The following is a 22,464-nucleotide window of genomic DNA, read 5'->3' as shown; positions in this document are numbered from 1 at the left end:
GCCATGATCCCGCGCCGCCAGGTCAAGAACCCGCACGCCGAAGCCGAGCAGTTCCGCCGTCGCGCGGCGCTCGGTTTCCTGGGCGTGCTGGTCTGCCTGCTGGGGCTGGGCGGCTGGTACTTCAAGCTGCAGGTGCTGGACCACGACGTCTATGCCACGCGCTCGGAAGCCAACCGCATCAAGCCGCGGCCGGTGGTGCCCGGGCGCGGCATGATCTACGACCGCAATGGCCGCCTGCTGGCCGAGAACGTGCCGGCGTTCCGCCTGGACGTGACCCCGGACAAGGTCAAGGACATGGAGGCCACCCTGGAAGGGCTGGCGAAGATCATCAGCATCAGCCCGGAAGAGCTGGAAGCGTTCAACAAGTCGCGCAAGGCGCGCCGCAAGTTCCTGCCGGTCACGCTGAAGCTGCGCATGAGCGACGAGGAGATGGCGCGCTTCGCCGTCGACCGCTGGCGTTTCCCCGGCGTCGAGCTCGAACCCTACCTGACCCGGCGCTATCCCTATGGCGACCTGTTCGCGCACATCATCGGCTACGTCGGCCGCGTTGATGACAAGGATCTGGAGATCCTCGGCGAAGGCAATGCCGCGCTGACCCACATCGGCAAGTCCGGCCTGGAGCGCTATTACGAGCAGCAGCTGCGCGGCAAGGTCGGCTACGAGCAGGTTGAGACCAACGTGCAGGGCCGCGCGATCCGCACCATCGGCCGCGTCGCCGCGCAGTCCGGCGCCGACCTGCGGCTGTCGATCGACGCCGACCTGCAGCGCGCGATGGTGGCCGCGTTCGGCGACCAGGAGGGTTCGGCGGTGGCGATGGATCCGCGCACTGGCGAAGTGCTGGCGATGGTCAGCCTGCCGTCCTACGACCCCAACCTGTTCGTCAACGGCATTTCCCATGCCGACTTCAAGGCCTTGAACGAAAACCCGTCGCGGCCACAGTTCAACCGCCTGGTGCTCGGTGGCGTCGCTCCCGGTTCCACGCTGAAGCCGCTGATCGGCCTGGCGGGACTGGACTCCGGCGTGCGCCGCCCGGAAGACAAGGTGCTGTCCACCGGCATGTTCTACCTGCCGGGCACCTCGCGCGGCTGGGGTGACGCCCACCGTGGCGGCCACGGCTGGACGGATCTGCGCAAGTCCATCGCCGAATCGGTCAACACCTATTACTACAAGCTGGCGCTGGACCTGGGCATCGAGCGCTTCGACCATTACATGGAGTACTACGGCTTCGGCCAGCCGACCGGCATCGACCTCACCGGCGAGATCGGCGGCATCCTGCCGTCGCCGGCCTACAAACGGAAGACCCGCAAGGAAGCCTGGTATCCCGGCGATACGGTCAACATCAGCATCGGCCAGGGTGACTGGAAGGTCACCCCGCTGCAGCTGGCGCGCGGCGTCAGCGGCCTGGCCGACGGCCAGCTGCGCACCCCGCACCTGGTGATCCAGCAGCGCGACGGCTTCGACAGCGACTGGACGGCAATGCCGGCCGGCGAAAGCAAGCCGGTCAGCCCCAACCCCAACAACGTGCAGGCCGTGCGCGAGGGCATGATGGCGACCATGCGGCCCGGCGGCAGCGGCTGGCGCGTAGCGGTCGGTGCGCCGTACGTGATGGCCGGCAAGACCGGTACCGCACAGGTCATCAGCCGCAAGGGCACTGCTGCAGTGAACCCGAAGAGCCTGCCGATGCACCTGCGCCACCGCGCGCTGTTCGTTGGCTTCGCGCCGGTCGAAAACCCGGTCATCGCAATTGCGGTGGCAGTGGAAGGTGGTGGCTATGGTGGTTCGGCCGCGGCGCCGATTGCGCGCAAGGTGTTCGACGCTTACCTGTTGGGCAAGATGCCCGAAGGCATGCAGCCGCTGGACAGCGAGCGCGGCACCACCGCCATCGGCGCCACCGCGTTCGACAACGAAGACGCGGGCGCACGTCAGGCCGGTGACCTCGCCGCTGCACAGGTGGGAGAGCATCCGGTGCTGATCGGTGCACCCGCACCGGAGCCGGCGCCTGCGCCGCAGCCGGGTGCGCCGACCGCCGCGCTGCCAGCCACGCCCCGCCCGACCCCTGCGGAGCCCGCACGATGAGAGTGTTCCTGCGCTGGGCCGGCGACATGCTGAGCCGCTTTTTCAGCACGCTGGACTGGGTGCTGTGCCTGGCCCTGGGCGCGCTGATGGTGATTGGCCTGGCGACCCTGAAGAGCGCTGGTGGCGACAGCCTGGTGATGGCGCAGGGCGCGCGTTTCGCGGTGGGCATGGCCGCACTGTGGGGCATCTCGCGGGTGCCGATCCTGCGCATCCGCTCGGCCACGCCGATGATCTACGCGATCTCGATGATCCCGCTGCTGGCGGTGTTCGTGCTGGGCACCGGTAAATATGGCCGGCAGTGGCTGGACCTGAAGTTCTTCTACCTGCAGCCGGCCGAACTGCTGAAGGTGAGCCTGCCGATGATGGTGGCGTGGTACCTGCACAAGATGCCGCTGCCGCCGCGCTTCAATACCGTGCTCGTGGCCTTGATCATCATCGGTGTACCCACCGGCCTGGTGATGCTGCAGCCGGACTTCGGTACCGGCGTGCTGATCGCCGCCAGCGGCGTGTTCGTGCTGCTGCTGGCGGGCCTGCCGTGGTGGTGGGTTGGGCTGGGCGTGGGCGGCGTGGCAGCGGTTGCGCCGGTAGCCTGGTTCTGGTTGCTGCGGCCGTACCAGAAGGACCGCATCATGATGTTCCTGGACCCGGAGATGGACGCGCTGGGCGCCGGCTGGAACATCATCCAGTCGAAGATCGCGATCGGTTCCGGCGGCTTCGATGGCAAGGGCTGGGGCGAAGGCTCGCAGTCGCACCTGAACTTCATTCCCGAGCAGACCACCGACTTCGCGTTCTCGGTGCTGAGCGAGGAGTTCGGCTGGATCGGCGTGGCCACCGTGCTGGCTTTGTACCTGGTGGTGATCGGGCGCTGCCTGTGGATCGCCAGCCAGTCACGCGATTCCTATTCGCGCCTGCTGGCTGGTGCCACCGGCCTGGCGTTCTTCGTCTACGTGCTGGTGAATGGCGGGATGATTTCCGGCCTGCTGCCGGTGGTGGGCGTGCCGATGCCGCTGATCAGCTACGGTGGTACTTCGGCGGTGTCGCTGCTGGCCGGTTTCGGCCTGGTAATGGCGGTGCGCAGCCACAACCCGGTGCACGGGGGTTACGGGTAACATTGGCTGCGCGCTTCTGTAGAGTCGAGCATGGCTCGACTCTACAAACGCAGGACCACAATGACAGCTTCACGCAAGCACCCGTTGCTACCGTGCCCGCGTGAAATGGAAACGACTGCTTGGCGGCTGCCGTGAGGCGCTGCGCACGATCGATCTGCCGTTGCTGGGCGCGTTGTTGATCCTGATGGGCGCCGGCCTGGCGGTGCTGCACAGCGTGTCCGGCCCGGTGGCCGGGCAGGCGGCACGCTTTGCCGGTGGGCTGTTGGCGATGTGGCTGCTGTCGCGTGTTTCGCTGCTGCGATTGCGTGCATGGACTCCTGCGATCTACGCGCTGTCGATGCTGCCGCTGATGGCGGTGTACGTCATCGGCACCGGCAAGTACGGGCAGCGCTGGCTGAACCTCGGCGTGTTCTACCTGCAGCCGTCCGAGCTGCTCAAGCTCAGCCTGCCGCTGATGGTGGCGTGGTACCTGCATCGGCAACCACTGCCGCCCTCGCCGCGCACGGTATTGACTGCCGCGCTGCTGATCGGCATGCCGGCGGTACTGATCCTCATGCAGCCCAACCTCGGCACCGCCACGTTGGTCACTGCCAGTGGCGTGTTCGCGTTGTTGCTGGCGGGCCTGCACTGGGGCTGGTTGGCGACCGGGGCGGCAGGGCTGGCAGTGGCTGCACCCCTGGCGTGGTTCGGCTTGCTGCGGCAATACCAGAAGGATCGTGTGCTGACCTTCCTCGACCCGGCGGCCGACCCGCTTGGTACCGGCTGGAACATCCTGCAATCGCGCATCGCGATCGGTTCCGGGGGCTGGCAAGGACGCGGCTGGGGGCAGGGCACGCAGGCCACGCTGGATTTCCTGCCCGAGTACACCACCGACTTCGCGTTCTCGGTGCTGGCCGAGGAATTCGGCTGGATCGGCGTGGCGACGCTGTTCGCGCTGTACCTGTTCGTGGTGGGGCGTTGCCTGTGGATTGCGGTGCACGCGCGCGACACGCACGCGCGATTGCTGGCCGGTAGCCTGGGGCTGGCGTTCTTCGTCTACGTGCTGGTGAACGGCGGAATGATTTCCGGCCTGCTGCCGGTGGTGGGCATTCCGATGCCGCTGATCAGTTATGGCGGGACATCCGCTGTCTCGTTGCTGGCCGGCGTCGGGTTGGTGATGGCGGTACGCGGGCACCGGCCCGTGCACGGGGGATAGGGTTTCCAGCCAACGGCGCAGCCCCTCGTGGGTGGTTGGGTTGGTCGCTTAAAACCGGATTGCTGAGGGCTGGCCGGGTGGGTGAGTAGTGCGGGGACGCCGTAAACCCGTCCATGCCGCGGACACCCCGCACTACCCACCCACCCGGCCGCTGACAGTTCACGGGTGTTCTCCATCCACGGAGAAGAAAAAGAAGATCAAAGGCAAAAGCAGCTTGGCCGGTTGCTTCATTGCTTCCTGTAGAGCCGAGCCATGCTCGGCTCACGAGCAAGCGCAGCGCCGCGACCCGCTTTTGAATTTTCTTTTCTTTTCCATGGGGGAACGCGCCCGGAACCTGTCCGTGGCCGGGTAGCTGGGCTGCGCAGGGGCGTGAGCCGCATGGATGCGGCGACCGAGCTTACATGGACGTACTTGCAGCGCCCCCTGCGCAGCCCAGCTCCCCGGCCCCACCCGCGAACCGCTTTTCGCGACCACCCCCGAGGGGCGGCGCCGTTGGCCGAGGACTTCCTGGCGCTGCGCATTGCCCGTTGTGGAAGCGTTCTCACAACAATGCGACGCAACACGCTCCCCGACGAAAGTCCGCAAAAAACGTTAGCTGGTTCACATTTTTACACCGCGTTGATCTTGATCAATGGACTTGTCGTAATCGGCCTGCACAATGGCGGCCCGTTCGGCACGGCGCGCCGTCAATCGATGCAGCGCGAGGGGGCGTCGGGCGGGAGCAGTACTGATCCAACGGGTACAGGGAGCGCGGGGAACTGCCACTGGGGAGCGGCAGCCGCGCAGGTACCGACCGGATCCGGTCGCCGGTTGCGTCTGCGGGGATGGGGACGCAACCGGCCACCTCTATCTGAATGGGGAAGCTCGATCACGACGTCTTCACATTTCCCGCTGAACGCGGGCAAATCGTTGTGATTCATGGTGTTAGGGGTTTTAATTCATCCATGACCTGCTAACCTGCGACGATGATTCGACGCACTCTGGCCTGCATGCTCACCCTCGGCCTGGTCGCCTGCGCGACCCAGCCGAAGTCCCCACCGTCTTCGCCCCAGGCCAGCAGTACGCCGCGCCAGCCCGCCACCAAGGCCCACGGCCCGGCCGAGGCCGCGCCCGAAGCGGCCGCTGCTACAGCGCCGCCGGTCGATCTCACCCCGGTGCCGTTCGAGGTCGCACGGGCCCGCTTTGTTGCCGATACGGCCAAACGCTATGGCCTGAAGCCAGAGCAGATCAGCAGCGTGCTCGACCAGGCGCAGGTGCGCCAGCCGATCATCGCCGCCATGTCGCGCCCGGCCGAACGGGTCAAACCGTGGAACGAATACCGGCCGATGTTCATCAGCAAGGCACGCATCGATGGCGGCCGCGCGTTCCTGGCCCAGCATCGTGCAGAACTGGATCGCGTGCAGCAGCGCACCGGCGTGCCGGCCGAAGTGATCGTGGCGATCATCGGCGTGGAGACCAGTTACGGGAAAAATGCCGGCAACCACCGCGTGCTCGATGCGCTGTACACGCTGGCGTTCTACTACCCGCGCAGTGGCGACCCGGCCAAGCTGGAACGCGAAGTGCGCCGCGAGCTGTTCTTCCGCGATGAGCTGGCCAAGCTGTTCGAGCTGGGCCGTGAGGAAAAGCTGGACATCACCACGCTCAAGGGCAGCTATGCCGGTGCGATGGGCATGGGCCAGTTCATGCCGTCCAGCTATCTCGATTACGCCGTGGACGGTAATGGCGATGGCCGTCGCGACCTGTTCACCAGCTACGACGATGTGTTCTCGTCCATCGCCAATTATTTCGTGAAGAAGGGCGGCTGGGTCCGTGGTGGCCAGGTGGCCGTACCGGCCACGCTGGCGCCGGGGCGCGAGGAGTTCAACCCGACCGAATGGATGCCGACCTGGTCGCTGGCCGACCTGGCGCAGCGCGGCTACCAGCCCAGCGCTGCGGTGCAGCCGGGCGCCACCGCAACGCCGATCACGCTTGAGGGCAGCACCGGCAAGCAGTACTGGCTGGGCTTCCAGAATTACTACGCGATCACCCGCTACAACCTCTCGATGATGTACGCGATGGCCGTGTTCCAGTTGTCGCAGGCCATCGCCGGACAGGAGCTACCCCCGGCATGAACATCAGATGGCTGGTCCCGAGCTTGATCGTCCTCGCGCTCGCTGCCTGCAGCAGTGCGCCGAAGAAGCCGGCCACGGCCGGCCACGGTGGCAAGCCCAGCGGCACGGTGGTGCAGGGTCGCGGCTCGCGCCCGGCGCATTGCCCGGAGGGCTCGCCCTATGCCGCGGCCAAGGAAGACCCGAACACGCGCGGCAACTACACCGCCGGGGGGCTGTACAAGCCAGGCGTGCGTGACAGCACCCCGGACTACATTCCCAACGTCGCCTGCATTCCCGAGCCGGAAGTGACCGCCGAAGAGCGTTCGGCCATCGGCAACAAGTCTCCGTACGTGGTGCTGGGCAAGTCGTACAAGGTGCTCGACGACACCCGCAACTATGTCGAGCGCGGTACCGCCTCGTACTACGGCGCCAAGTTCCACGGCCGCCTGACCTCCAACCGCGAGGTCTACGACATGTACCAGTTCACCGCCGCGCACAAGACGCTGCCGCTGCCCAGCTTCGCCCGCGTCACCAACCTGGACAACGGCGAGTCGGTGATCGTGCGCGTCAACGACCGTGGCCCGTTCCATGATGGTCGCGTGGTCGACCTCAGTTATGCCGCCGCGGTACGCCTGGGCATCACCCAGCGCGGTACCGGCAACGTGGAAGTGCGTGCGCTGCAACCGGGCGAGAGCAACCTGCTGGCCCAAAAGCCGTCGCGCCGCGAGCGCCGTGCCGCCGAAACGGCTGTCGCGGCGGCCAGTACGCGCCCGGTAACGGCTGCGCGTGCCACCGCCGACAGCGACATCGATCGCCTGGTCAAGCGCCTGCCGGCCGACGCCATGCCTGCGCGTGGCCAGCCGGCCACCACCCAGGGCGTGGCCAGCGCCGTGCCGGACGTGGCGGTCAGCAGCCTGCCGCCGAGCGCACCGCCGGCGCGCAGCGCCCCTGTGGCACCGGTTGCCGTCGCCAGCGCCGCGCCGCGCGCGGTCACGCCGGCGCCGGCGCGTACGACGCCGGCCACACCGACGGCCCCCAGCCTGTCGCAGCAGGTGGTGGGCGCGGTGATGGTGCAGGTCGCCAGCTTCTCCAGCCGCGACAATGCCACCCGCGCAATGGGCCAGCTCAACGCCGCCGGCATCGTCGGCGCGACCATCAGCGACATCGCCGCCGGTGGCCGCACCCTGTTCCGCCTGCGCGTTCCCGCCAGCGACCATGCCAGTGCCGCGGAACTTGTCGGCCGCATTGCCGGTCTGGGCCTGGGTTCGCCGCAGATCGTCAAGGATTGACCCGCCCGGGCCGGTGCTGCCGGCCCATGCTGCCCCGGCCTTACAATGGCCACGTTCCACCCTCCATTCCTGGCCGTCCCCTGGAGCCTGCTGTCCAATGAATTTCCGTTCCGCCGCCACCGCCCTGGCCGCCACCCTGGTGGTGGGCCTGGCTTCCGCCCAGACCCCGCTGCCGACCCCGGCCACGCCGGCGCCCGCCGCCGCCGCTGCCGCCCCGGCCACCGTTGCCACCCCGCCGGCGCCGGTGCCGAGCGTATCCAAGGCCTGGGTGCTGATGGACTACGCCACCGGCCAGGTGCTGGCTGGCGAAAACATCCACGAGCAGCTCGCGCCGGCCAGCATCACCAAGGTGATGACGTCCTACGTGGTTGCCGCCGAGGTCAAGAACGGCAAGGTCCGTGCGGATGACCAGGTGATGATGAGCGAGCGCGCCTGGCGCGAAGGCGGCGCCGGCACCGATGGCAGCTACAGCGGCTTCCCGGTCAACCAGACCGCACGCCTGGAAGACATGGAAAAGGGCATGGCGATCCAGTCCGGCAATGACGCCGCGATCGCCCTGGCCGAGCACGTGGCCGGCAGCGAAGAAGCCTTTGCGTCGCTGATGAACAGCTACGCCGCCAAGATCGGCATGAAGAACTCCCACTTCGTCAACGCCCACGGCCTGACTGCCGAAGGCCACCACAGCACTGCCTACGACCTTGCGCTGCTGGGCCGCGCGATGGTGCGTGATTACCCGGAAACCTACGCGTACAACAAGATCAAGGAATTCCAGGTCGGCAACATCAAGCAGCCGAACCGCAATCTGCTGTTGTGGCGCGACGGCAGCGTGGACGGCATCAAGACCGGCCACACCTCCGAAGCCGGTTACTGCCTGATGAGTTCGGCGCAGCGCGGCGACCAGCGCCTGATCGCCGTGGTATTGGGCGGTGCGTCGGAAAAGCAGCGCGCCGATGACAGCCTGGCCCTGCTGAACTGGGGCTTCCGCTTCTTCGAGACCCACCGCCTGTACGAGCCGGGCAAGGCCGTGGCCGAGCACAAGGTCTGGAAGGGCACCACCGACAAGGTGCAGCTGGGCGTGGCCCAGCCGATGCTGGTGAGCGTGCCGCGCGGCCGCTACAACGACCTGAAGCCGAGCATTGATGTGCCCAAGACCCTGGAAGCACCGTTCACCGCCGGCCAGCAGATCGGCACCGTGAAGGTCACCCTGGATGGCAAGGTCGTCGCCGAAGCGCCGCTGGTGGCCGTGGCCGCCGTCGAGCAGGCCGGCTTCTTCAAGCGCCTGTGGGACAGCTTCTGGATGTGGTGGGAATCGGAATGATCCACGCCCCGGCGTGGTGAACGAAAAGGCCGGCGAATGCCGGCCTTTTCTGTTTCGGGATGCCGGTTGCGTGCGGATGCGGGGAGTGCCGGCCGCTGGCCGGCTCCGCTTGAACCCATCCGGATGTGCCAACAGCCGGCCAGCGGCCGGCACTACCCTCACCCGCTCGCTTGCAGCGAGCGATGCAATAACCGGTGTGCCGACCAACGGTCGGCACCTGCCCGCTTCACCATCAGCCCCTCGCCTACAGCGACCGGCTGATGGTGAAGCTGCCGAACACCGGCGCCTCGCGCTGGCCGTTTAACTCGCGCGTGCTGTGGTAGCGCGCGGCGGCGAACTTCCAGCGGCCGTACATCACCGCCACGCCGTACCCGCCGTAGGCCACCACATGGCGCTTGTCCACGCTGTGACTGTTGCGGAAGGTGTTGCCATCCAGGGTGATATCGCGGATCACCCAGGCAGCGTCCGAGGTCGCGAACAGGTGCCAGGACCACCCACTGGGGCGGCCGCGGCGGGTCGGCGCGGTGTTTTCGCCGGCCGGGCGCAGCGGCGTGCTGCCGAAGTCGTCTGGCAGCTTCCAGCCAAAGCGCACTTCACCGCCGAAATTGGCCTTGGTTTCCAGGTTGCCGATCGACCCGCCGTAGTGGCTGATCGCGTCCCAACCCCAACCGTCGGCATTGACGCTGGCATCGCCCGGCCAGCGGCGCATGCGCTCATGGGTCAGCATGAACAGTGGTTCGTTGTGCAGCTGGTTGTCCCAACCCTTGAATTTTTCGTCGCCCAGCACGTCGTGCACGGCATTCTGCACCTGCTTGCCCTGTGCCCACGGACCGACCACGCCCAGTGTCAGCTGGGTGGTCTGCAGGTGGTCGCCGCTGCGCGCATTGAAACCGAAGTTCGCGATCAGCACGCCGGCGTAAGGGCGGTCGTCCTCGATCAGGTCCCTGCGAGTGAAATCGGTCGGGGTGAAGATCCCCTGGCCGATGCTGAAGATCATGTTCTGCTGTTCGAACTTGCCCGGATGCAGCCCTTCCAGGTACCGGTTTACCCAGCGCGCCATGCGCGGCAGGCAGGGGTCGTCGGTGTAATCGACCAGATTGGGGGAGACCAGGGTCAACAGCGCACCGTTGGTATAGCCCTGATCCTGGTGGCGGCCGCCGAACAGGTCGTTGTCGACGCGGAAATTGACCTGCGGCGGGTGGTCGCGCATGGCGTCCGGGCCACATTGTTCGGCCGCCTGGGCGGCAAGGGGGAGGGCAGAGGCCAGCAGGCCGGCGAGCCCGAGAGCTGCGACACTACGCATGGATGGAATGCTCATGGGGAAGGGGGCGGTTTTCAGTCGTTTTCTGCAACGCTACGGTACTCGTGCCCGCGCGTCGGAACGAGCACGTCCAGATCACTTGTCTGTTCCGAAAACAACATTGTCCGGCGGGCACAATTTGTTACCCGCGTACGCGCCGCAGGCCGGGCGTGAAGGCGGTCGCGGGCCGCCCGTACGATGTTCGCGCTGGTGATGGTCAGGAGATTGCAGTCAGCTGCCGTTGGGCCTCAGGCCCGTCCCTTTGGGCCGCCTGCAACGCAGCAGACCGCCGGTGCGGTCCTGGCGTTGATGAATACTCTTGGGTTTGTTGCCCTGCGGCCCGATAATGGGGCCATGGAAATCAAGTCCGACAACCCCGACCACGGCTTCCAGTTCCCCGGCCAGTTCGAGCTCAGCGCCATGGGCCCGGCCAACCGCGGCCTGGAGCATGAGCTTCCCCGCCTGTTGCTGGCCGCCGGCATCGATGTGGTGAACGAACGCATCAGCTGGAAGCACTCCTCCAACGGCAAGTACGTGTCCGTCCGCATCGTGTTCAAGGCCGAGAGCCGCGAACAGTACGACCTGGCGCACCAGGCGCTGCGTGACCACCCGGAAGTGAAGTGGACGCTGTAGCCGACTCCTGCCCGGCCGAAGCCGCCCCGGAGGACCGTGCGCCGCGTCCGGCGCTGGTCCGTGACCTCGGCCGCCAGCCGTATGAACCGGTGTGGCGCGCCATGCAGCGCTTCACCGACCAGCGCAGCGACGCCGATGCCGACGAGCTGTGGGTGGTCGAGCACGATCCGGTGTTCACCCTGGGCCAGGCCGGCAAGGACGAGCATGTGCTGGCGCCGGGCGACATCCCCGTGCTGCACGTGGACCGCGGCGGCCAGGTGACCTATCACGGTCCCGGCCAGATCGTGATCTATCCGTTGCTGCGCCTGCCACGGCTGGGTATCGGTGTGCGCGACTACGTGTGCCGCATCGAGCAGGCGATCATCGATACGCTGGCCGAGTGGAACATCGGCGCCGAACGCCGCGAGGGCGCCCCGGGCGTCTACGTCGGTGGTGCCAAGATTGCCGCACTCGGCATCCGTGTGCGCCGCGGCTGCACCTTCCATGGGCTGGCCTTCAACGTGGCCATGGACCTGGAACCCTTCCACCGCATCAATCCCTGTGGCTATCAGGGGTTGCAGGTGACCTCGGTGCTGGACTTGGGCGGCCCCTCGGGGATGGACGCCGTCAAGCCGGTGCTGCTGGACCACCTGGCCCGCCAGTTTGGCCTGCTGCTGCAGCACACGCCCGAACTGCCCGATCTTTCTGCGGCCGCCTGACCGCTCCCCGGAACTGCCATGACTGAAACCACCGCCCGTTCCATTCCCCTGCAGATCGTGCAGGGCGATTCTCCGTCCACCGCGCCGTTGCAGGCCGGGGTCAAGCAGCTGGGCGGTGACAAGATCAACCGTTCGCCGGTGCAGTTCGCCGATGCGCCGGTACTGCGCAAGCCGTCCTGGATCCGCGTGCGCATTCCTTCGGGCAATGCCGTGCAGAACCTGAAGGCCAAGCTGCGCGAGAACCGCCTGGTGACGGTATGCGAGGAAGCCAGCTGCCCGAATATCCACGAGTGCTTCGGTCATGGCACCGCCACCTTCATGATCCTCGGTGAGGTCTGCACCCGGCGCTGCTCGTTCTGCGACGTGGCCCATGGCCGCCCGAAGCCGCCGGATGCCAACGAGCCGGCCAGCCTCGGCCAGACCGTGGCCGACATGGGCCTGAAGTACGTGGTGGTGACCAGCGTCGACCGCGATGACCTGCGCGACGGGGGTGCCCAGCATTTCGTTGACTGCATCACCGCCATCCGCGAGAAGTCGCCGGGTACCCGCATCGAGGTGCTGACCCCGGACTTCCGCGGCAAGGGCCGCATGGAACGTGCGCTGGAGATCCTGGCGCAGAACCCGCCGGATGTGTTCAACCACAACATCGAGACCGTGCCGGACCTGTATCGCAACGTGCGCCCGGGTGCGGACTACCAGTGGTCGCTGAACCTGCTGAAGAACTTCAAGGCGCAGCATCCGGACGTGCCGACCAAGAGCGGCATCATGCTGGGCCTGGGCGAGGACTTCGAACAGATCAAGGCCACGATGCGTGACCTGCGCGCGCACGACGTGGACATGATCACCATCGGACAGTACCTGCAGCCGACCGCGCACCACCACCCCGTGCTGAAGTACTGGACGCCCGAGGACTACAAGGCGCTGGAAGTCTACGGCTACGAACTGGGCTTCAGCCACGTGGCCTCCGGCCCGATGGTGCGCTCGTCGTACCACGCCGACGTGCAGGCCAAGGGCGCCGGCGTTTCCTGACATCCTGCCGGTGGGTGGGAGCTGCTTCTCCTGTGGGTGCGGACCGTTGGTCCGCACACCTCTGCCTGCCGTAGAGCCGAGCCCATGCTCGGCTGCTTGCTGCCGGCCAGCCGAGCATGGGCTCGGCTCTACATGCATTCACAATTTGCTACACCGGCCCGGCTAGGCTGGTTTTCCACCGAGCGCGGCCGGGTGACAAACCCGGCAACTTTCGGCACTGTCGGGGTGTCTGAACACCCTGCAGTCTCTCCCTTGGCAAGGCGCCTTCGAGCACGTCAATGAAATTCAAAGCCCCCGCATTCCTGATGGCCCTGGCGCTGGTCGCGCCGCTGGCGCTGGCGGCCAAGGCCGACTCGCCTGCATTGCCCGCTGCGGCAACTGCCGATCAGGTGACCACCTCCAAGCTGGTGTATGGCCTGTTGTCCGACAGTCGTTACGCCTACCGCCCGCGTGCGCTGGACGAGGCCACCTCCAAGGACGTGTTCAAGCGCTATCTGGAGACGCTGGACGGCGCCAAGCAGTATTTCACCCAGGCCGACGTGGCGCGCTTTGCGCCCTTCGAAGCCAACATCTCCTCGGCCATCCGTGGCGGCGAGCTTGAGCCGGCGTTCCAGGTGTTCGCGGTCTACAAGCAGCGTGTCGGCGAACGTGTGGCCTTTGCGCGCAAGCTGCTCAAGCAGGAGCCGGACTTCACCACCGACGAGCGCTTCGAGTACGACCGCAAGAAGGTGCCGTGGGCGGCCAGCAGCGCCGAGCTGGATGAGCTGTGGCGCAAGTCGGTGAAGAACGACTGGCTGCGCCTGAAGCTGGCAGGCAAGAAGCCGGACGATATCCGCAAGACGCTGGACAAGCGCTACGCGACGCTGGAGAAGTCGGTCAACGAGCTGAAGGGCGAAGACGTCTTCCAGTTCTTCATGAATTCGTACACCAGCGCGGTTGATCCGCACACCGATTACTTCACCCCGCGCACGGCCGAGAACTTCAACCAGGCGATGTCGCTGTCGCTGGAAGGCATCGGTGCGCAGCTGCAGCGCCAGGACGACGTGGTGGTGATCCGCGAGATCATCGCCGGCGGCCCGGCTGCGGTGGACGGCACGCTGAAGCCGGGTGACCGCATCGTCGGCGTTGGCCAGGGCAAGTCTGGCCAGGTCGAGGACGTGATCGGCTGGCGCATCGACGATGTGGTGGCCAAGATCCGCGGCGCCAAGGACACCCAGGTCAAGCTGGAGTTCATTCCAGCTGCCGAAGGTGCCGATGGCAAGCACCACACCCTGGTGCTGACCCGGCAGAAGGTGCGCCTGGCCGAACAGGCCGCCAAGGGCGAGACCATGACCATTCCGGCCGCCAACGGCGAGCCGGCACGGAAGATCGGCGTGATCAAGCTGCCGACCTTCTACCAGGATTTCGAAGGCCGCCGCCGCAACGCGGCCGACTATGCCTCGGCCACCCGTGACGTGGCCAAGCTGCTGGCTGGTTTCAAGAACGACAAGCTGGACGGCGTGGTGCTGGACCTGCGCAACAACGGCGGCGGTTCGCTGGATGAAGCCATCGAACTGACCGGCCTGTTCATCGAGCAGGGCCCGGTGGTGCAGGTGCGCGAGTCCGGTGGCCGCGTCACCGTCAACAGCGATCGCAACCAGGGCGTGGCGTGGGATGGCCCGCTGGCGGTGCTGATCAACCGCGGTTCGGCCTCGGCCTCGGAGATCTTCGCCGGCGCGATCCAGGATTACGGTCGTGGCCTGGTGATCGGTGAAACCAGCTTCGGCAAGGGCACCGTGCAGAACATCGTCGACCTCGACCGCTGGCCGAGTGGCGAGACCCAGCGCTTCGGCCAGGTCAAGCTGACCATCGCCCAGTTCTTCCGCATCAGCGGCAGCAGCACCCAGCACAAGGGCGTGGTGCCGGACCTGGCCTTCCCGGCCAGCGTCGATGCCACCGAGTTCGGCGAGAGCACCTACGACAACGCCCTGCCGTGGACCCGCATCGCCGCCGTGCCGCACACCCAGTACGGCAACTTCGCGCCGCTGCTGCCGAAGCTGGAGGCCCGCCACGACGCGCGAATCGCCACCGACAAGGAATTCCAGTGGTGGAACGAGGACGTGCAGCAGTTCCGGACCGAGGCGGCGAAGAAGTACATCTCGCTGAACGAGGCCACCCGTCGCGCCGAACGCGAGCGCCAGGACGCCCAGCGCAAGGAACGCCAGCTGCAGCGCAAGGAGCTGGGCCTGGCCCTGGACCCGCTGGCCGATGACAGCAGTGATGATGGCCTGACCGGCAACGAGCGCGACATCGTGAAGGATGCCGCCCGCGAGAAGGCCGCCGAAAAGCGTCCGGACCCGCTGCTGCGCGAGTCGGCCTCGATCCTGGCCGACGCGGTGAACCTGCTGGCCAACGACCGTCCGCTGTCGGCCCAGGTGCTGCCGCAGTCCACCGGCGCGGGGCGCTGGGCGGACTGAGCCGGAGGCGGCGCGTGACATCCGCAGGGGCCGGCATTGCCGGCCCCTTTCTGTTTGGGAAGCCCATTCCCGGTCGCGCCGGGCCATGCCCGGGCCAGTGAAGTGCCGCAAACGACTTGATCCCCTCCGTCCCCTTTTACGTGCATGAACCGGGAGCAACGTGGGGGGCCATATCGACCTGCCGCACACGGGGGCGGGACTACCCTTGGTGCTTCCGTTCTCGCAGGAGTACCCATGCGGGCCTCCCGTCTTTCCCGCGCTGCCGTGGCGTGCGCCAGCGCCTTGATCCTTTCGGCCTGTGGTGGCCGCGCCGCCGACAGCACCGTGCTGCGCGAGTCTTTCGATTCCGGCGATACCTTCTCGCGCACCGTTGAGGGACGCCCCGGCGAAGCCTGCGAGGCCGCGCGCCGCACGCTGCTCAGCCAAGGCTATGCCATCGCCCGTTCCGATGATGCGCAGGTGGAGGGCAACAAGAACTTCCAGCCGCGCGAGGATGACCATGAGCAGCTGGTGCTGCGCATCTCCTGCGCCCCGCGCGGCAGCCAGACGCTGGTGTTCGTCAGTGCCGTGCAGGACCGCTACGCGCTGAAGAAGAGCCCGACCTCGGCCAGTGTCGGCGTGGGTGCGCTGGGCTCGGTGTCGCTGCCGTTCGGCAGCAACGACGACTCGCTGGTGAAGGTGGCCAGCAGCACGGTCACGGATGCCGAGTTCTATCGTCGCTTCTTCCAGCGCCTGCAGCAGTATCTGCCGGCCGCGGCTGGCACGCCATCGCCATCGCCGGCAGCGGCGCCGGAACCCGCACCGGCGGTCACGGACCAGGGCTGAGTGTGCGCGGCAGGTGGCTGATTGCAGCCCTGCTGCTGGCGCCCGCGTGGGTCGTGGCAGCGCCATCCCCGGACTGTACGCAGGGCCTGCTGCAGCGGTTGGGGTGGCGCTTCGAAGAAGCGTCCCTCACCGCGCCGCAGGTGCGCGGTGGTCCCGTATGCACGCGTGCCTCGCTGGCTGATTCACAAGCGGCCGGCGACCTGCAGGTGCGGTGGCCGGCGGCGCTGCCCGCTGCCGCTCGGCAGGCACTGCTGCAGCAGCTGCTGGATGACCCCGCCACCGTCTGCGCCTATGCCTTTGAGCTGGGGGCGGCCACGCGGCGCGCGACTTCGGCATTGCAGGGCAATCCCACGTTCCGCTTCTCCGGCCCGCAGCTGGGATGGATCGGCTTCGGATTGCAGGGCGCACCGGCACAGGGTTGGCAGCGTACGCGCAGTTTCGGTCGTGGCTTCGTGCCCCGCGCGGGCAACAGCCATGCGCTGCAGGCGTTCTACAGTGGTGCCGTGCGTGCCGAATGCGGTGTCGGCCGCCAGGTCGCACAGCTGGCCACCCAGCGCGAGCTGTATGGCGATGCTGCGTTCGACACCGGGTTCGCAGCGGAGGAACTGTCGATCGGCACCTTCCTCGCGCTGCACGACACCGACAGCATCCTGCTCGGCGCGCATGCGGGCGACCTCTTCGCCGATGGCAAGGCGGTGCGCACCTCGGCGATGGGGCGGCAGGCGTTCGTGGGCGTGCCCGGTTTCATCGAACATGTGTACGACAAAGGCACGCTGGACGACCTGAGCAACCAGGCCGAGAACTTCGTGGTGGTCGAGGTGGGCGAGGGCGCTGCGCAGGCGCTGGCGCTGCACGCCGGCCTGGCCTGGTACGACCAGCGCAATGCCGAGCTCTGGAAACTGGCGCAGGACATCCCGCGCATCGGCCAGCGCTATTTCGAGCGCCTGCTGTTCGAGCGCGATCCACAGCTGCGCGCACGCCTGGCGCCGCGCTACCACGCGGCTCTTGTGCGCATGGATCAGCTGCTGGACGATCCGTTCTACCAGCAGTTCGTGATCTACGTGCATCCGCGCGGTATACGTCCTATCGGCTACCACATCGTCCGCCTGCTCGATCGCAACCCGAGAACGCCGTTTTCGATCGACCTGGCGGTGCACAATCTGCATACCACGCTCTACCGGCGTTGGCGCGAGGCGCAACTGCGCCACTGCGCGGCTACCGGCAGGCCAGGCAGCCTGACCCTAGACCCCAACTGAAGGTGAAACAATGGATATTGCAATGATCGGCCTCGGCCGCATGGGCGCCAACATGGCCCAGCGCCTGCATCGCGGCGGCCACCGCGTGGTCGGCTACGACCCGGGCGAAAGTGCGCGCCAGCGCGCTGCAGAGGCCGGCCTGGAAGTGGTTGATTCGCTGGCCGCCGCCGTGGCCGCGCTGCCGGTGCCGCGCGTGGTGTGGCTGATGGTACCGGCCGGCGAAACCGTCGACCAGACGCTGGGCCAGTTGACCCCGCACCTGGCCGAGGGTGACATCGTCATCGACGGCGGCAACTCCAACTACCAGGACTCGATCCGTCGCGCCAAGGCGCTGGCGGAGGACGATCTGGGCTACGTCGACTGCGGCACCAGCGGCGGCGTGTGGGGCCTGCAGGAAGGCTACAGCCTGATGGTCGGTGGCGAAGCGCCGGTGGTGGAGCAGATCGCACCGCTGCTGCGCACGCTGGCACCGGCAGAAGATCGTGGCTGGGCGCGTGTTGGTCCATCCGGCGCCGGCCATTTCACCAAGATGGTCCACAACGGCATCGAGTACGGGATGATGCAGGCCTATGCCGAAGGCTTCGCGCTGATGGAGCGCAAGCAGGAAATGGAACTGGACTTGGCCCAGGTCGCCGAGGTGTGGCGCCACGGCAGCGTGGTGCGTTCGTGGCTGCTGGACCTGAGTACTGAAGCACTCAAGCGCAATCCGTCGCTGGAAGGCATCGCGCCATACGTGGAGGATTCCGGCGAAGGCCGCTGGACCGTGGCCGAAGCCATCGCGCTGGACGTGCCGGCACCGGTGATCACGTTGTCGCTGCTGGAACGCCTGCGTTCGCGCGAATCGAATTCGTTCACCGACCGCCTGCTGTCGGCGATGCGCAATGAATTCGGCGGCCACGCCATCAAGAAGTCGTAAGCACTGCGGTGGGGTCAGAGCCCTTCGGCGTTGCCGAAGGGATCCGACCCCGGGCAGATCAGGGTCGGATCCCTTTCCGCAGGAAAGGGTTCTGACCCCATGCAGCCAGTCGAGCATGGCTCGACTCTACAAAAGCCGTCTCCGATCGTTGCCACGTCATCCACGCATGGCGTGGATCTACTGGTCAGTCCAACGCGATCCGCCGCCCTTCGCGCGCGCTGTCCATGCCGGCCTGCAGCAGCCGCATCAACTGCAATGCCTGCATCGGGCTGACCGTCGCTTCGCCGTCGCCGTGCATCGCCGCTGCGAACTGCGCATACAACCGACGATAGTCGCCGGGCAGGTTGTCGACGGTGCTGCGCAGAACATTGTCTTCTGCATCACAGCGCACCAGTTCGCCATGCCGGGGATCGATGCCCCAACCGGGCGCACCCGGTGCTACGCCGCGGCGCAGCTGGGCCTCCTGCACATCCAGGCCGTACTTGATCCAGCTGGCCTTGCTGCCATGCACGCTGAAGTGCGGGGCAGGGGCAGCCACCAGTGAACCGGCATGCACGATGGCGCGATGCCGCGGGTAGTGCAGTACGGCGTGGAAGTAATCGATGCCGGTGCCACCTTGGCGCTGCACGGCCAGATCCGCATCGATGGCGTCGGGCCAGCCGAACAGCACCAGCATCTGGTCCAGCAGGTGCGGGCCGAGGTCGTACCACAGGCCACTGCCTGGCCCGTCCTGTTCGCGCCAACGGTCGCGCACCTGCGGCCGGTAGCGGTCGAAATGCGCATGGCATTCGGCCACCTCGCCCAGCGTGCCTTCGGACAGCAGCGCCTGCAGCGTGAGGAAGTCGGCATCGAAGCGCCGGTTCTGGAACACGGTGGCGATGCGGCCGGCGTCGCGTGCTGCGGCCAGTACCGTTTCCGCTTCGGCCACATCCAGCGCAAAGGGTTTGTCGACCAGCACGTGCTTGCCGGCGGCCAGCGCGGCCATCGCCAGTGGCGCGTGCTGTTCGTTCGGCGTGGCGATCACCACCGCATCCACCGCTGGATCGTCGAACACGTCCTGTGGCGTTGCACGCACGTGTACGTTGCTGAACGTGCGCAGCAACGTGTCGCGCTGCGAGCTGACGATGCTGTGCAGGACCAGGCCGGGCGTGTGCTGGATCAGCGGCGCATGGAAGACGCGGCCGGCGAGGCCGTAGCCGATCAGGGCCAGGTGCAGGTCGGGGCGCATGGCAGAGCTCCGGCAGGGGGGGGAAGGGCAGGGTAAACGACGGATGCGGACAGCCCAAAACTGAACCGTTGCCGTTGGAAACGCTTCGATTCACGGCGGCATGACCGCGACGCCACGCCTGCTCTACGTGCGCTCGTCCAGACTGGCAGCACATCCCGAAGGAGAACGACACGATGAGCAATACCACTCGCACGCTGATTGCTTCTGCCCTGACGCTGGGCCTGGCACTGTCCTCCTCGGCCGCCTTCGCCAAGGACCCGGCCGCGAAGAGCCCGCCGACCACCAGCGCACATCCGGCTACCCATGCGGATCGCCATGATTCCAACGAACCGGTGACCGACAGCTGGATCACCACCAAGGTGAAGGCGGACCTGCTGACCAGCAGCAACGTCCCGGGCACCGAGATCAAGGTGGAAACGGTGAACGGCGTGGTCAGCCTGAGCGGCACCGTGGCCACCCAGGCCGAGAAGGACAAGGCGGTCACCACCGCCAAGGGCATCAAGGGCGTGACCCGCGTCGATGCCGCCGCATTGAAGGTCAGCGCTGCCGCCAAGCGCTGAACCGGTTGGGCGCCCCCGGGTGGGGCGCCCGCTGACCTGTAGAGCCGAGCCACGCTCGGCTGGAACTCCAAGGCAGCCGAGCATGGGCTTGGCCCTACAGGTCTGATTGCCAACCCGTTCAGCTGACCGCGCTGGAAATTCCAGAGTTGTGACCGCCTGCGCTATATTGCCGGTTCCGCAACCGGGTTCGGCCCGGCCAACGCGTCGCGGCAGAGCTGACGAGGAACTATGGCGCTGGTTTTCAGTGACGACATCTGGGACCGCTGGCGGTTGCCGGCCTTGGCGCTGGCCGCCGCCGCGATCATCGTGGTGCCGTGGTTGACCCTGCGTAAACTGCAGCAGGACAGCGAACAAGCGATGGCCTGGGTCAACCACACCCAGGCCGTGGGCGTGGCACTGCAGCAACTGCAGGCCGATGTGCGCGATGTTGAATCGGCCGCGTTGACCCTGTCCAAGGGCGTGGATGCCCCCGGCCTGCGCGAGCGCATGGCCCGCGCCGATGAAATTCCCGGGCGCCTGGCCGAACTGGGCCGGATGACCCGCGACAATCCCGACCAGCTGATCCGCATCGGTCGGATCGAATCGATGCTGGAAGGCCGCATGACACTCGCCCGCGAGCTGGCCAGGTCCGAGCCGAACAGCGACCAGCGCGAGCTGGTGCAGGACCTGAGTACGCGCTATCCCATCCGCGGGCTGGTGGAAGAACTGCAGGCCAGCGAGCAGAAGCTGCTGGCGCTGCGCGCCGAGCAGGCGGCGCGCCAACGCAAGCAGACCGAACTGGTGTCGTGGAGTTCGCTGGTGATCCAGCTGGCGCTGCTCGGCTTGGTGCTGTGGCTGCTGCAGCGGCAGATCGGCCGTCGCCTGCATGCCGAGCGGCAATCGCTGCGCTCGGCTGCACGTGCGGCGTCGGTGCTGCAGACCGTGCGCGAACCGATCGTGCTGCTCGACCGCGACCTGCGCGTGCAGCTGCACAATCCAGCATTCGCTGAGCTGTACGGCCTGCAGGACGAGCGCGCCGACGGCCTGCTGCTGGAAAACGTTGGCGACAATGCATGGCAGGACCCGGTGGTCCGGCAGCGCCTGGCCGACGTACTGTCGCGCGGTCGCGAACTGTGGGACTTCGAGCACGAGCAGCGCACCGCTGACGGCGTGGTGCGTTACATGCTGCTCAACGCGCGGCGCATGCCGCTGCCCGACAGCGATGACGAGGTGGTGCTGCTGACCATCAGCGACGTCACCATGCAGCGCGCAGTGCAGCTGCGCGTGGAAGAGCTGAACCGCCAGCTGGAAGGCAAGGTTGCGCAGGTATCCGAGGTCAACCGCGAGCTGGAGGCCTTCAGTTATTCGGTCTCGCATGACCTGCGTGCACCGCTGCGCCACGTGGCCGGATTTTCCGACAAGCTGTCGCGCCACCTCGGCGATCAGGCCGATGACAAGAGCCGCCACTATCTGGACGTGATTTCCAGTTCGGCCCGGCGCATGGCAGCGTTGATCGACGACCTGCTGGTCTACTCGCGCCTTGGCCGTGCGGCGATGCGGCAGCAGGCGGTGGACATGCAGTCGCTGGTGGCCGACACCCGCGCCATGCTCGATTCCAACCTGCAGGCCGAGGCCGAGAACAGCGGCCATGTGCACCAGGTGGAGTGGAACATCGCGCCGCTGCCGATCGTGGTGGGCGACGAGAACATGATCCGCCAGGTCTGGCTCAACCTGCTCGGCAACGCAGTGAAGTACTCGGGCAACCGCGAGCCGGCGAAGATCCGCGTTGACTACCAGCAGCAGCCCGACGGCGGCCATCAGTTCACGGTCAGCGACAATGGTGCAGGCTTTGACATGGCCTACGCCGGCAAGCTGTTCGGTGTGTTCCAGCGCCTGCACAAGGCCAGTGACTATCCGGGGACCGGCATCGGCCTGGCCAGCGTGCGCCGCGTGCTGACCCGCCATGGTGGCCGTATCTGGGCCGAGGCCGAACCGGACGTCGGCGCCACCTTCCACTTCTACCTGCCCCCCGCGACCGACGCGGACAAACAAGGTCCTTCTGCATGACGACTCTGCGCACCATTCTTCTCGCTGAAGACAGCCCGGCGGATGCCGAAATGGCGATCGACGCCCTGGAAGAAGCGCGTCTGGCCAATCCCATCGTGCACGTCGAGGACGGCGTGGAAGTGATGGACTACCTGCTGCGCCGCGGTGCCTTCGCCAACCGCGAGGAAGGCTTGCCGGCGGTGCTGCTGCTGGACATCAAGATGCCGCGCATGGATGGCCTGGAAGTGCTGCGGCAGATCCGCGAGCACGAAGAACTCAAGCGCCTGCCGGTGGTGATCCTGTCGTCCTCGCGCGAGGAAAGCGACCTGGCCCGCAGCTGGGACATGGGCGTGAACGCCTACGTGGTCAAGCCGGTGGACGTGGACCAGTTCTTCGGCGCGGTGCAGACCCTGGGCAAGTTCTGGGCATTGATCAACCAGGCACCGGAACTCGAGTGAGCC

18 protein-coding genes are annotated in these 22,464 nt (G+C 66.9%); 16 read left to right on the top strand and 2 right to left on the bottom strand.

Translation table 11 applies throughout. From position 1 onward, the window contains the following. Positions 1-3: 3 nt before the first annotated feature. From mrdA to AC5P5V_RS12505, 6 genes are all read left to right on the top strand, one after another. Positions 4-2,076 (top strand): penicillin-binding protein 2, encoded by a 2,073-nt coding sequence (gene mrdA / locus AC5P5V_RS12530; protein WP_231352298.1) that lies wholly within the window; start codon positions 4-6, stop codon positions 2,074-2,076. Beyond that, entirely contained in the window at positions 2,073-3,185 is a 1,113-nt protein-coding gene (gene rodA / locus AC5P5V_RS12525) for a rod shape-determining protein RodA (protein ID WP_134969356.1), read from the top strand. Before mrdA ends, rodA (AC5P5V_RS12525) begins: the two co-directional genes overlap by 4 nt. A gap of 100 nt (positions 3,186-3,285) precedes the next feature. Next, complete coding sequence (gene rodA, locus AC5P5V_RS12520; RefSeq protein WP_061479688.1) at positions 3,286-4,380, top strand: rod shape-determining protein RodA; 1,095 nt, start codon at positions 3,286-3,288, stop codon at positions 4,378-4,380. A gap of 965 nt (positions 4,381-5,345) precedes the next feature. Further along, positions 5,346-6,491, top strand: coding sequence for a lytic murein transglycosylase B (gene mltB / locus AC5P5V_RS12515; RefSeq protein ID WP_495215896.1), 1,146 nt, complete (start codon positions 5,346-5,348; stop codon positions 6,489-6,491). Further along, complete coding sequence (locus tag AC5P5V_RS12510; RefSeq protein ID WP_231352297.1) at positions 6,488-7,759, top strand: septal ring lytic transglycosylase RlpA family protein; 1,272 nt, start codon at positions 6,488-6,490, stop codon at positions 7,757-7,759. Before mltB ends, AC5P5V_RS12510 begins: the two co-directional genes overlap by 4 nt. A 97-nt stretch (positions 7,760-7,856) precedes the next feature. Then, complete coding sequence (locus AC5P5V_RS12505) at positions 7,857-9,077, top strand: D-alanyl-D-alanine carboxypeptidase family protein (RefSeq protein ID WP_061479685.1); 1,221 nt, start codon at positions 7,857-7,859, stop codon at positions 9,075-9,077. 244 nt (positions 9,078-9,321) lie between these two features. Here AC5P5V_RS12505 and AC5P5V_RS12500 read toward each other — a convergent pair whose 3' ends face one another. Beyond that, complete coding sequence (locus AC5P5V_RS12500) at positions 9,322-10,380, bottom strand: lipid A deacylase LpxR family protein (protein ID WP_134968131.1); 1,059 nt, start codon at positions 10,378-10,380, stop codon at positions 9,322-9,324. A gap of 351 nt (positions 10,381-10,731) precedes the next feature. Between AC5P5V_RS12500 and AC5P5V_RS12495 the strand changes: the two genes are divergently transcribed. The 7 genes from AC5P5V_RS12495 to gnd all read left to right on the top strand — a co-directional run bounded on the left by AC5P5V_RS12495 (position 10,732) and on the right by gnd (position 18,190). Next, complete coding sequence (locus AC5P5V_RS12495) at positions 10,732-11,010, top strand: YbeD family protein (protein WP_005411067.1); 279 nt, start codon at positions 10,732-10,734, stop codon at positions 11,008-11,010. Continuing rightward, positions 10,998-11,708 (top strand): lipoyl(octanoyl) transferase LipB, encoded by a 711-nt coding sequence (gene lipB, locus AC5P5V_RS12490; RefSeq protein ID WP_134968132.1) that lies wholly within the window; start codon positions 10,998-11,000, stop codon positions 11,706-11,708. Before AC5P5V_RS12495 ends, lipB begins: the two co-directional genes overlap by 13 nt. 18 nt (positions 11,709-11,726) lie before the next feature. Beyond that, positions 11,727-12,737 carry a lipoyl synthase gene (gene lipA / locus AC5P5V_RS12485; protein ID WP_061479683.1) on the top strand — a complete coding sequence of 337 codons (1,011 nt, stop codon included), beginning with the start codon at positions 11,727-11,729 and terminating at the stop codon, positions 12,735-12,737. Between the two features lie 278 nt (positions 12,738-13,015). Then, positions 13,016-15,193: a carboxy terminal-processing peptidase gene (locus AC5P5V_RS12480; protein WP_005419368.1), complete on the top strand. Its 2,178-nt coding sequence runs from the start codon at positions 13,016-13,018 to the stop codon at positions 15,191-15,193. Between the two features lie 234 nt (positions 15,194-15,427). Then, positions 15,428-16,018: a DUF2242 domain-containing protein gene (locus tag AC5P5V_RS12475; RefSeq protein WP_134968133.1), complete on the top strand. Its 591-nt coding sequence runs from the start codon at positions 15,428-15,430 to the stop codon at positions 16,016-16,018. A 17-nt stretch (positions 16,019-16,035) separates the two neighbouring features. Further along, positions 16,036-17,274 carry a hypothetical protein gene (locus AC5P5V_RS12470; protein ID WP_134968142.1) on the top strand — a complete coding sequence of 413 codons (1,239 nt, stop codon included), beginning with the start codon at positions 16,036-16,038 and terminating at the stop codon, positions 17,272-17,274. A 10-nt stretch (positions 17,275-17,284) separates the two neighbouring features. Next, a complete protein-coding gene (gene gnd / locus AC5P5V_RS12465) occupies positions 17,285-18,190 on the top strand; it encodes a phosphogluconate dehydrogenase (NAD(+)-dependent, decarboxylating) (RefSeq protein WP_134968134.1) in 906 nt (301 codons plus the stop codon). Positions 18,191-18,374: 184 nt separating this feature from the next. Here gnd and AC5P5V_RS12460 read toward each other — a convergent pair whose 3' ends face one another. Beyond that, positions 18,375-19,418, bottom strand: coding sequence for an oxidoreductase (locus AC5P5V_RS12460; RefSeq protein WP_061479680.1), 1,044 nt, complete (start codon positions 19,416-19,418; stop codon positions 18,375-18,377). A 173-nt stretch (positions 19,419-19,591) separates the two neighbouring features. On the opposite strand from AC5P5V_RS12460, the gene AC5P5V_RS12455 reads away from it, so the two are divergent. The 3 genes from AC5P5V_RS12455 (at position 19,592) to AC5P5V_RS12445 (ending at position 22,461) form a co-directional block, all read left to right on the top strand. Further along, a complete protein-coding gene (locus AC5P5V_RS12455) occupies positions 19,592-19,978 on the top strand; it encodes a BON domain-containing protein (RefSeq protein ID WP_053498227.1) in 387 nt (128 codons plus the stop codon). Between the two features lie 228 nt (positions 19,979-20,206). Further along, entirely contained in the window at positions 20,207-22,024 is a 1,818-nt protein-coding gene (locus AC5P5V_RS12450; RefSeq protein ID WP_111007681.1) for a sensor histidine kinase, read from the top strand. Beyond that, positions 22,021-22,461 (top strand): response regulator, encoded by a 441-nt coding sequence (locus tag AC5P5V_RS12445; protein WP_005411057.1) that lies wholly within the window; start codon positions 22,021-22,023, stop codon positions 22,459-22,461. The genes AC5P5V_RS12450 and AC5P5V_RS12445 overlap by 4 nt, the downstream gene beginning before the upstream one ends. The last annotated feature ends 3 nt before the right edge of the window (positions 22,462-22,464 follow it).

It is taken from the genome of Stenotrophomonas sp. YJH_SMC_130 (genome assembly GCF_059369035.1).
Note: the sequence above shows the minus strand (reverse complement) of the source record. Positions and strands in the feature narration are given on the sequence as shown.

Excerpts from the sequence above, each read along its gene's own strand:
- AC5P5V_RS12445 (WP_005411057.1), top strand. The coding sequence starts at position 22,021 with ATGACGACTCTGCGCACCATTCTTCTCGCTGAAGACAGCCCGGCGGAT.
- AC5P5V_RS12510 (WP_231352297.1), top strand. The coding sequence starts at position 6,488 with ATGAACATCAGATGGCTGGTCCCGAGCTTGATCGTCCTCGCGCTCGCT.
- mltB (WP_495215896.1), top strand. The coding sequence starts at position 5,346 with ATGATTCGACGCACTCTGGCCTGCATGCTCACCCTCGGCCTGGTCGCC.
- AC5P5V_RS12455 (WP_053498227.1), top strand. The coding sequence starts at position 19,592 with ATGAGCAATACCACTCGCACGCTGATTGCTTCTGCCCTGACGCTGGGC.
- AC5P5V_RS12505 (WP_061479685.1), top strand. The coding sequence starts at position 7,857 with ATGAATTTCCGTTCCGCCGCCACCGCCCTGGCCGCCACCCTGGTGGTG.
- mrdA (WP_231352298.1), top strand. The coding sequence starts at position 4 with ATGATCCCGCGCCGCCAGGTCAAGAACCCGCACGCCGAAGCCGAGCAG.
- gnd (WP_134968134.1), top strand. The coding sequence starts at position 17,285 with ATGGATATTGCAATGATCGGCCTCGGCCGCATGGGCGCCAACATGGCC.
- AC5P5V_RS12480 (WP_005419368.1), top strand. The coding sequence starts at position 13,016 with ATGAAATTCAAAGCCCCCGCATTCCTGATGGCCCTGGCGCTGGTCGCG.
- AC5P5V_RS12475 (WP_134968133.1), top strand. The coding sequence starts at position 15,428 with ATGCGGGCCTCCCGTCTTTCCCGCGCTGCCGTGGCGTGCGCCAGCGCC.
- AC5P5V_RS12460 (WP_061479680.1), bottom strand. The coding sequence starts at position 19,418 with ATGCGCCCCGACCTGCACCTGGCCCTGATCGGCTACGGCCTCGCCGGC.
- AC5P5V_RS12450 (WP_111007681.1), top strand. The coding sequence starts at position 20,207 with ATGGCGCTGGTTTTCAGTGACGACATCTGGGACCGCTGGCGGTTGCCG.
- AC5P5V_RS12500 (WP_134968131.1), bottom strand. The coding sequence starts at position 10,380 with ATGCGTAGTGTCGCAGCTCTCGGGCTCGCCGGCCTGCTGGCCTCTGCC.
- lipA (WP_061479683.1), top strand. The coding sequence starts at position 11,727 with ATGACTGAAACCACCGCCCGTTCCATTCCCCTGCAGATCGTGCAGGGC.
- AC5P5V_RS12495 (WP_005411067.1), top strand. The coding sequence starts at position 10,732 with ATGGAAATCAAGTCCGACAACCCCGACCACGGCTTCCAGTTCCCCGGC.
- rodA (WP_134969356.1), top strand. The coding sequence starts at position 2,073 with ATGAGAGTGTTCCTGCGCTGGGCCGGCGACATGCTGAGCCGCTTTTTC.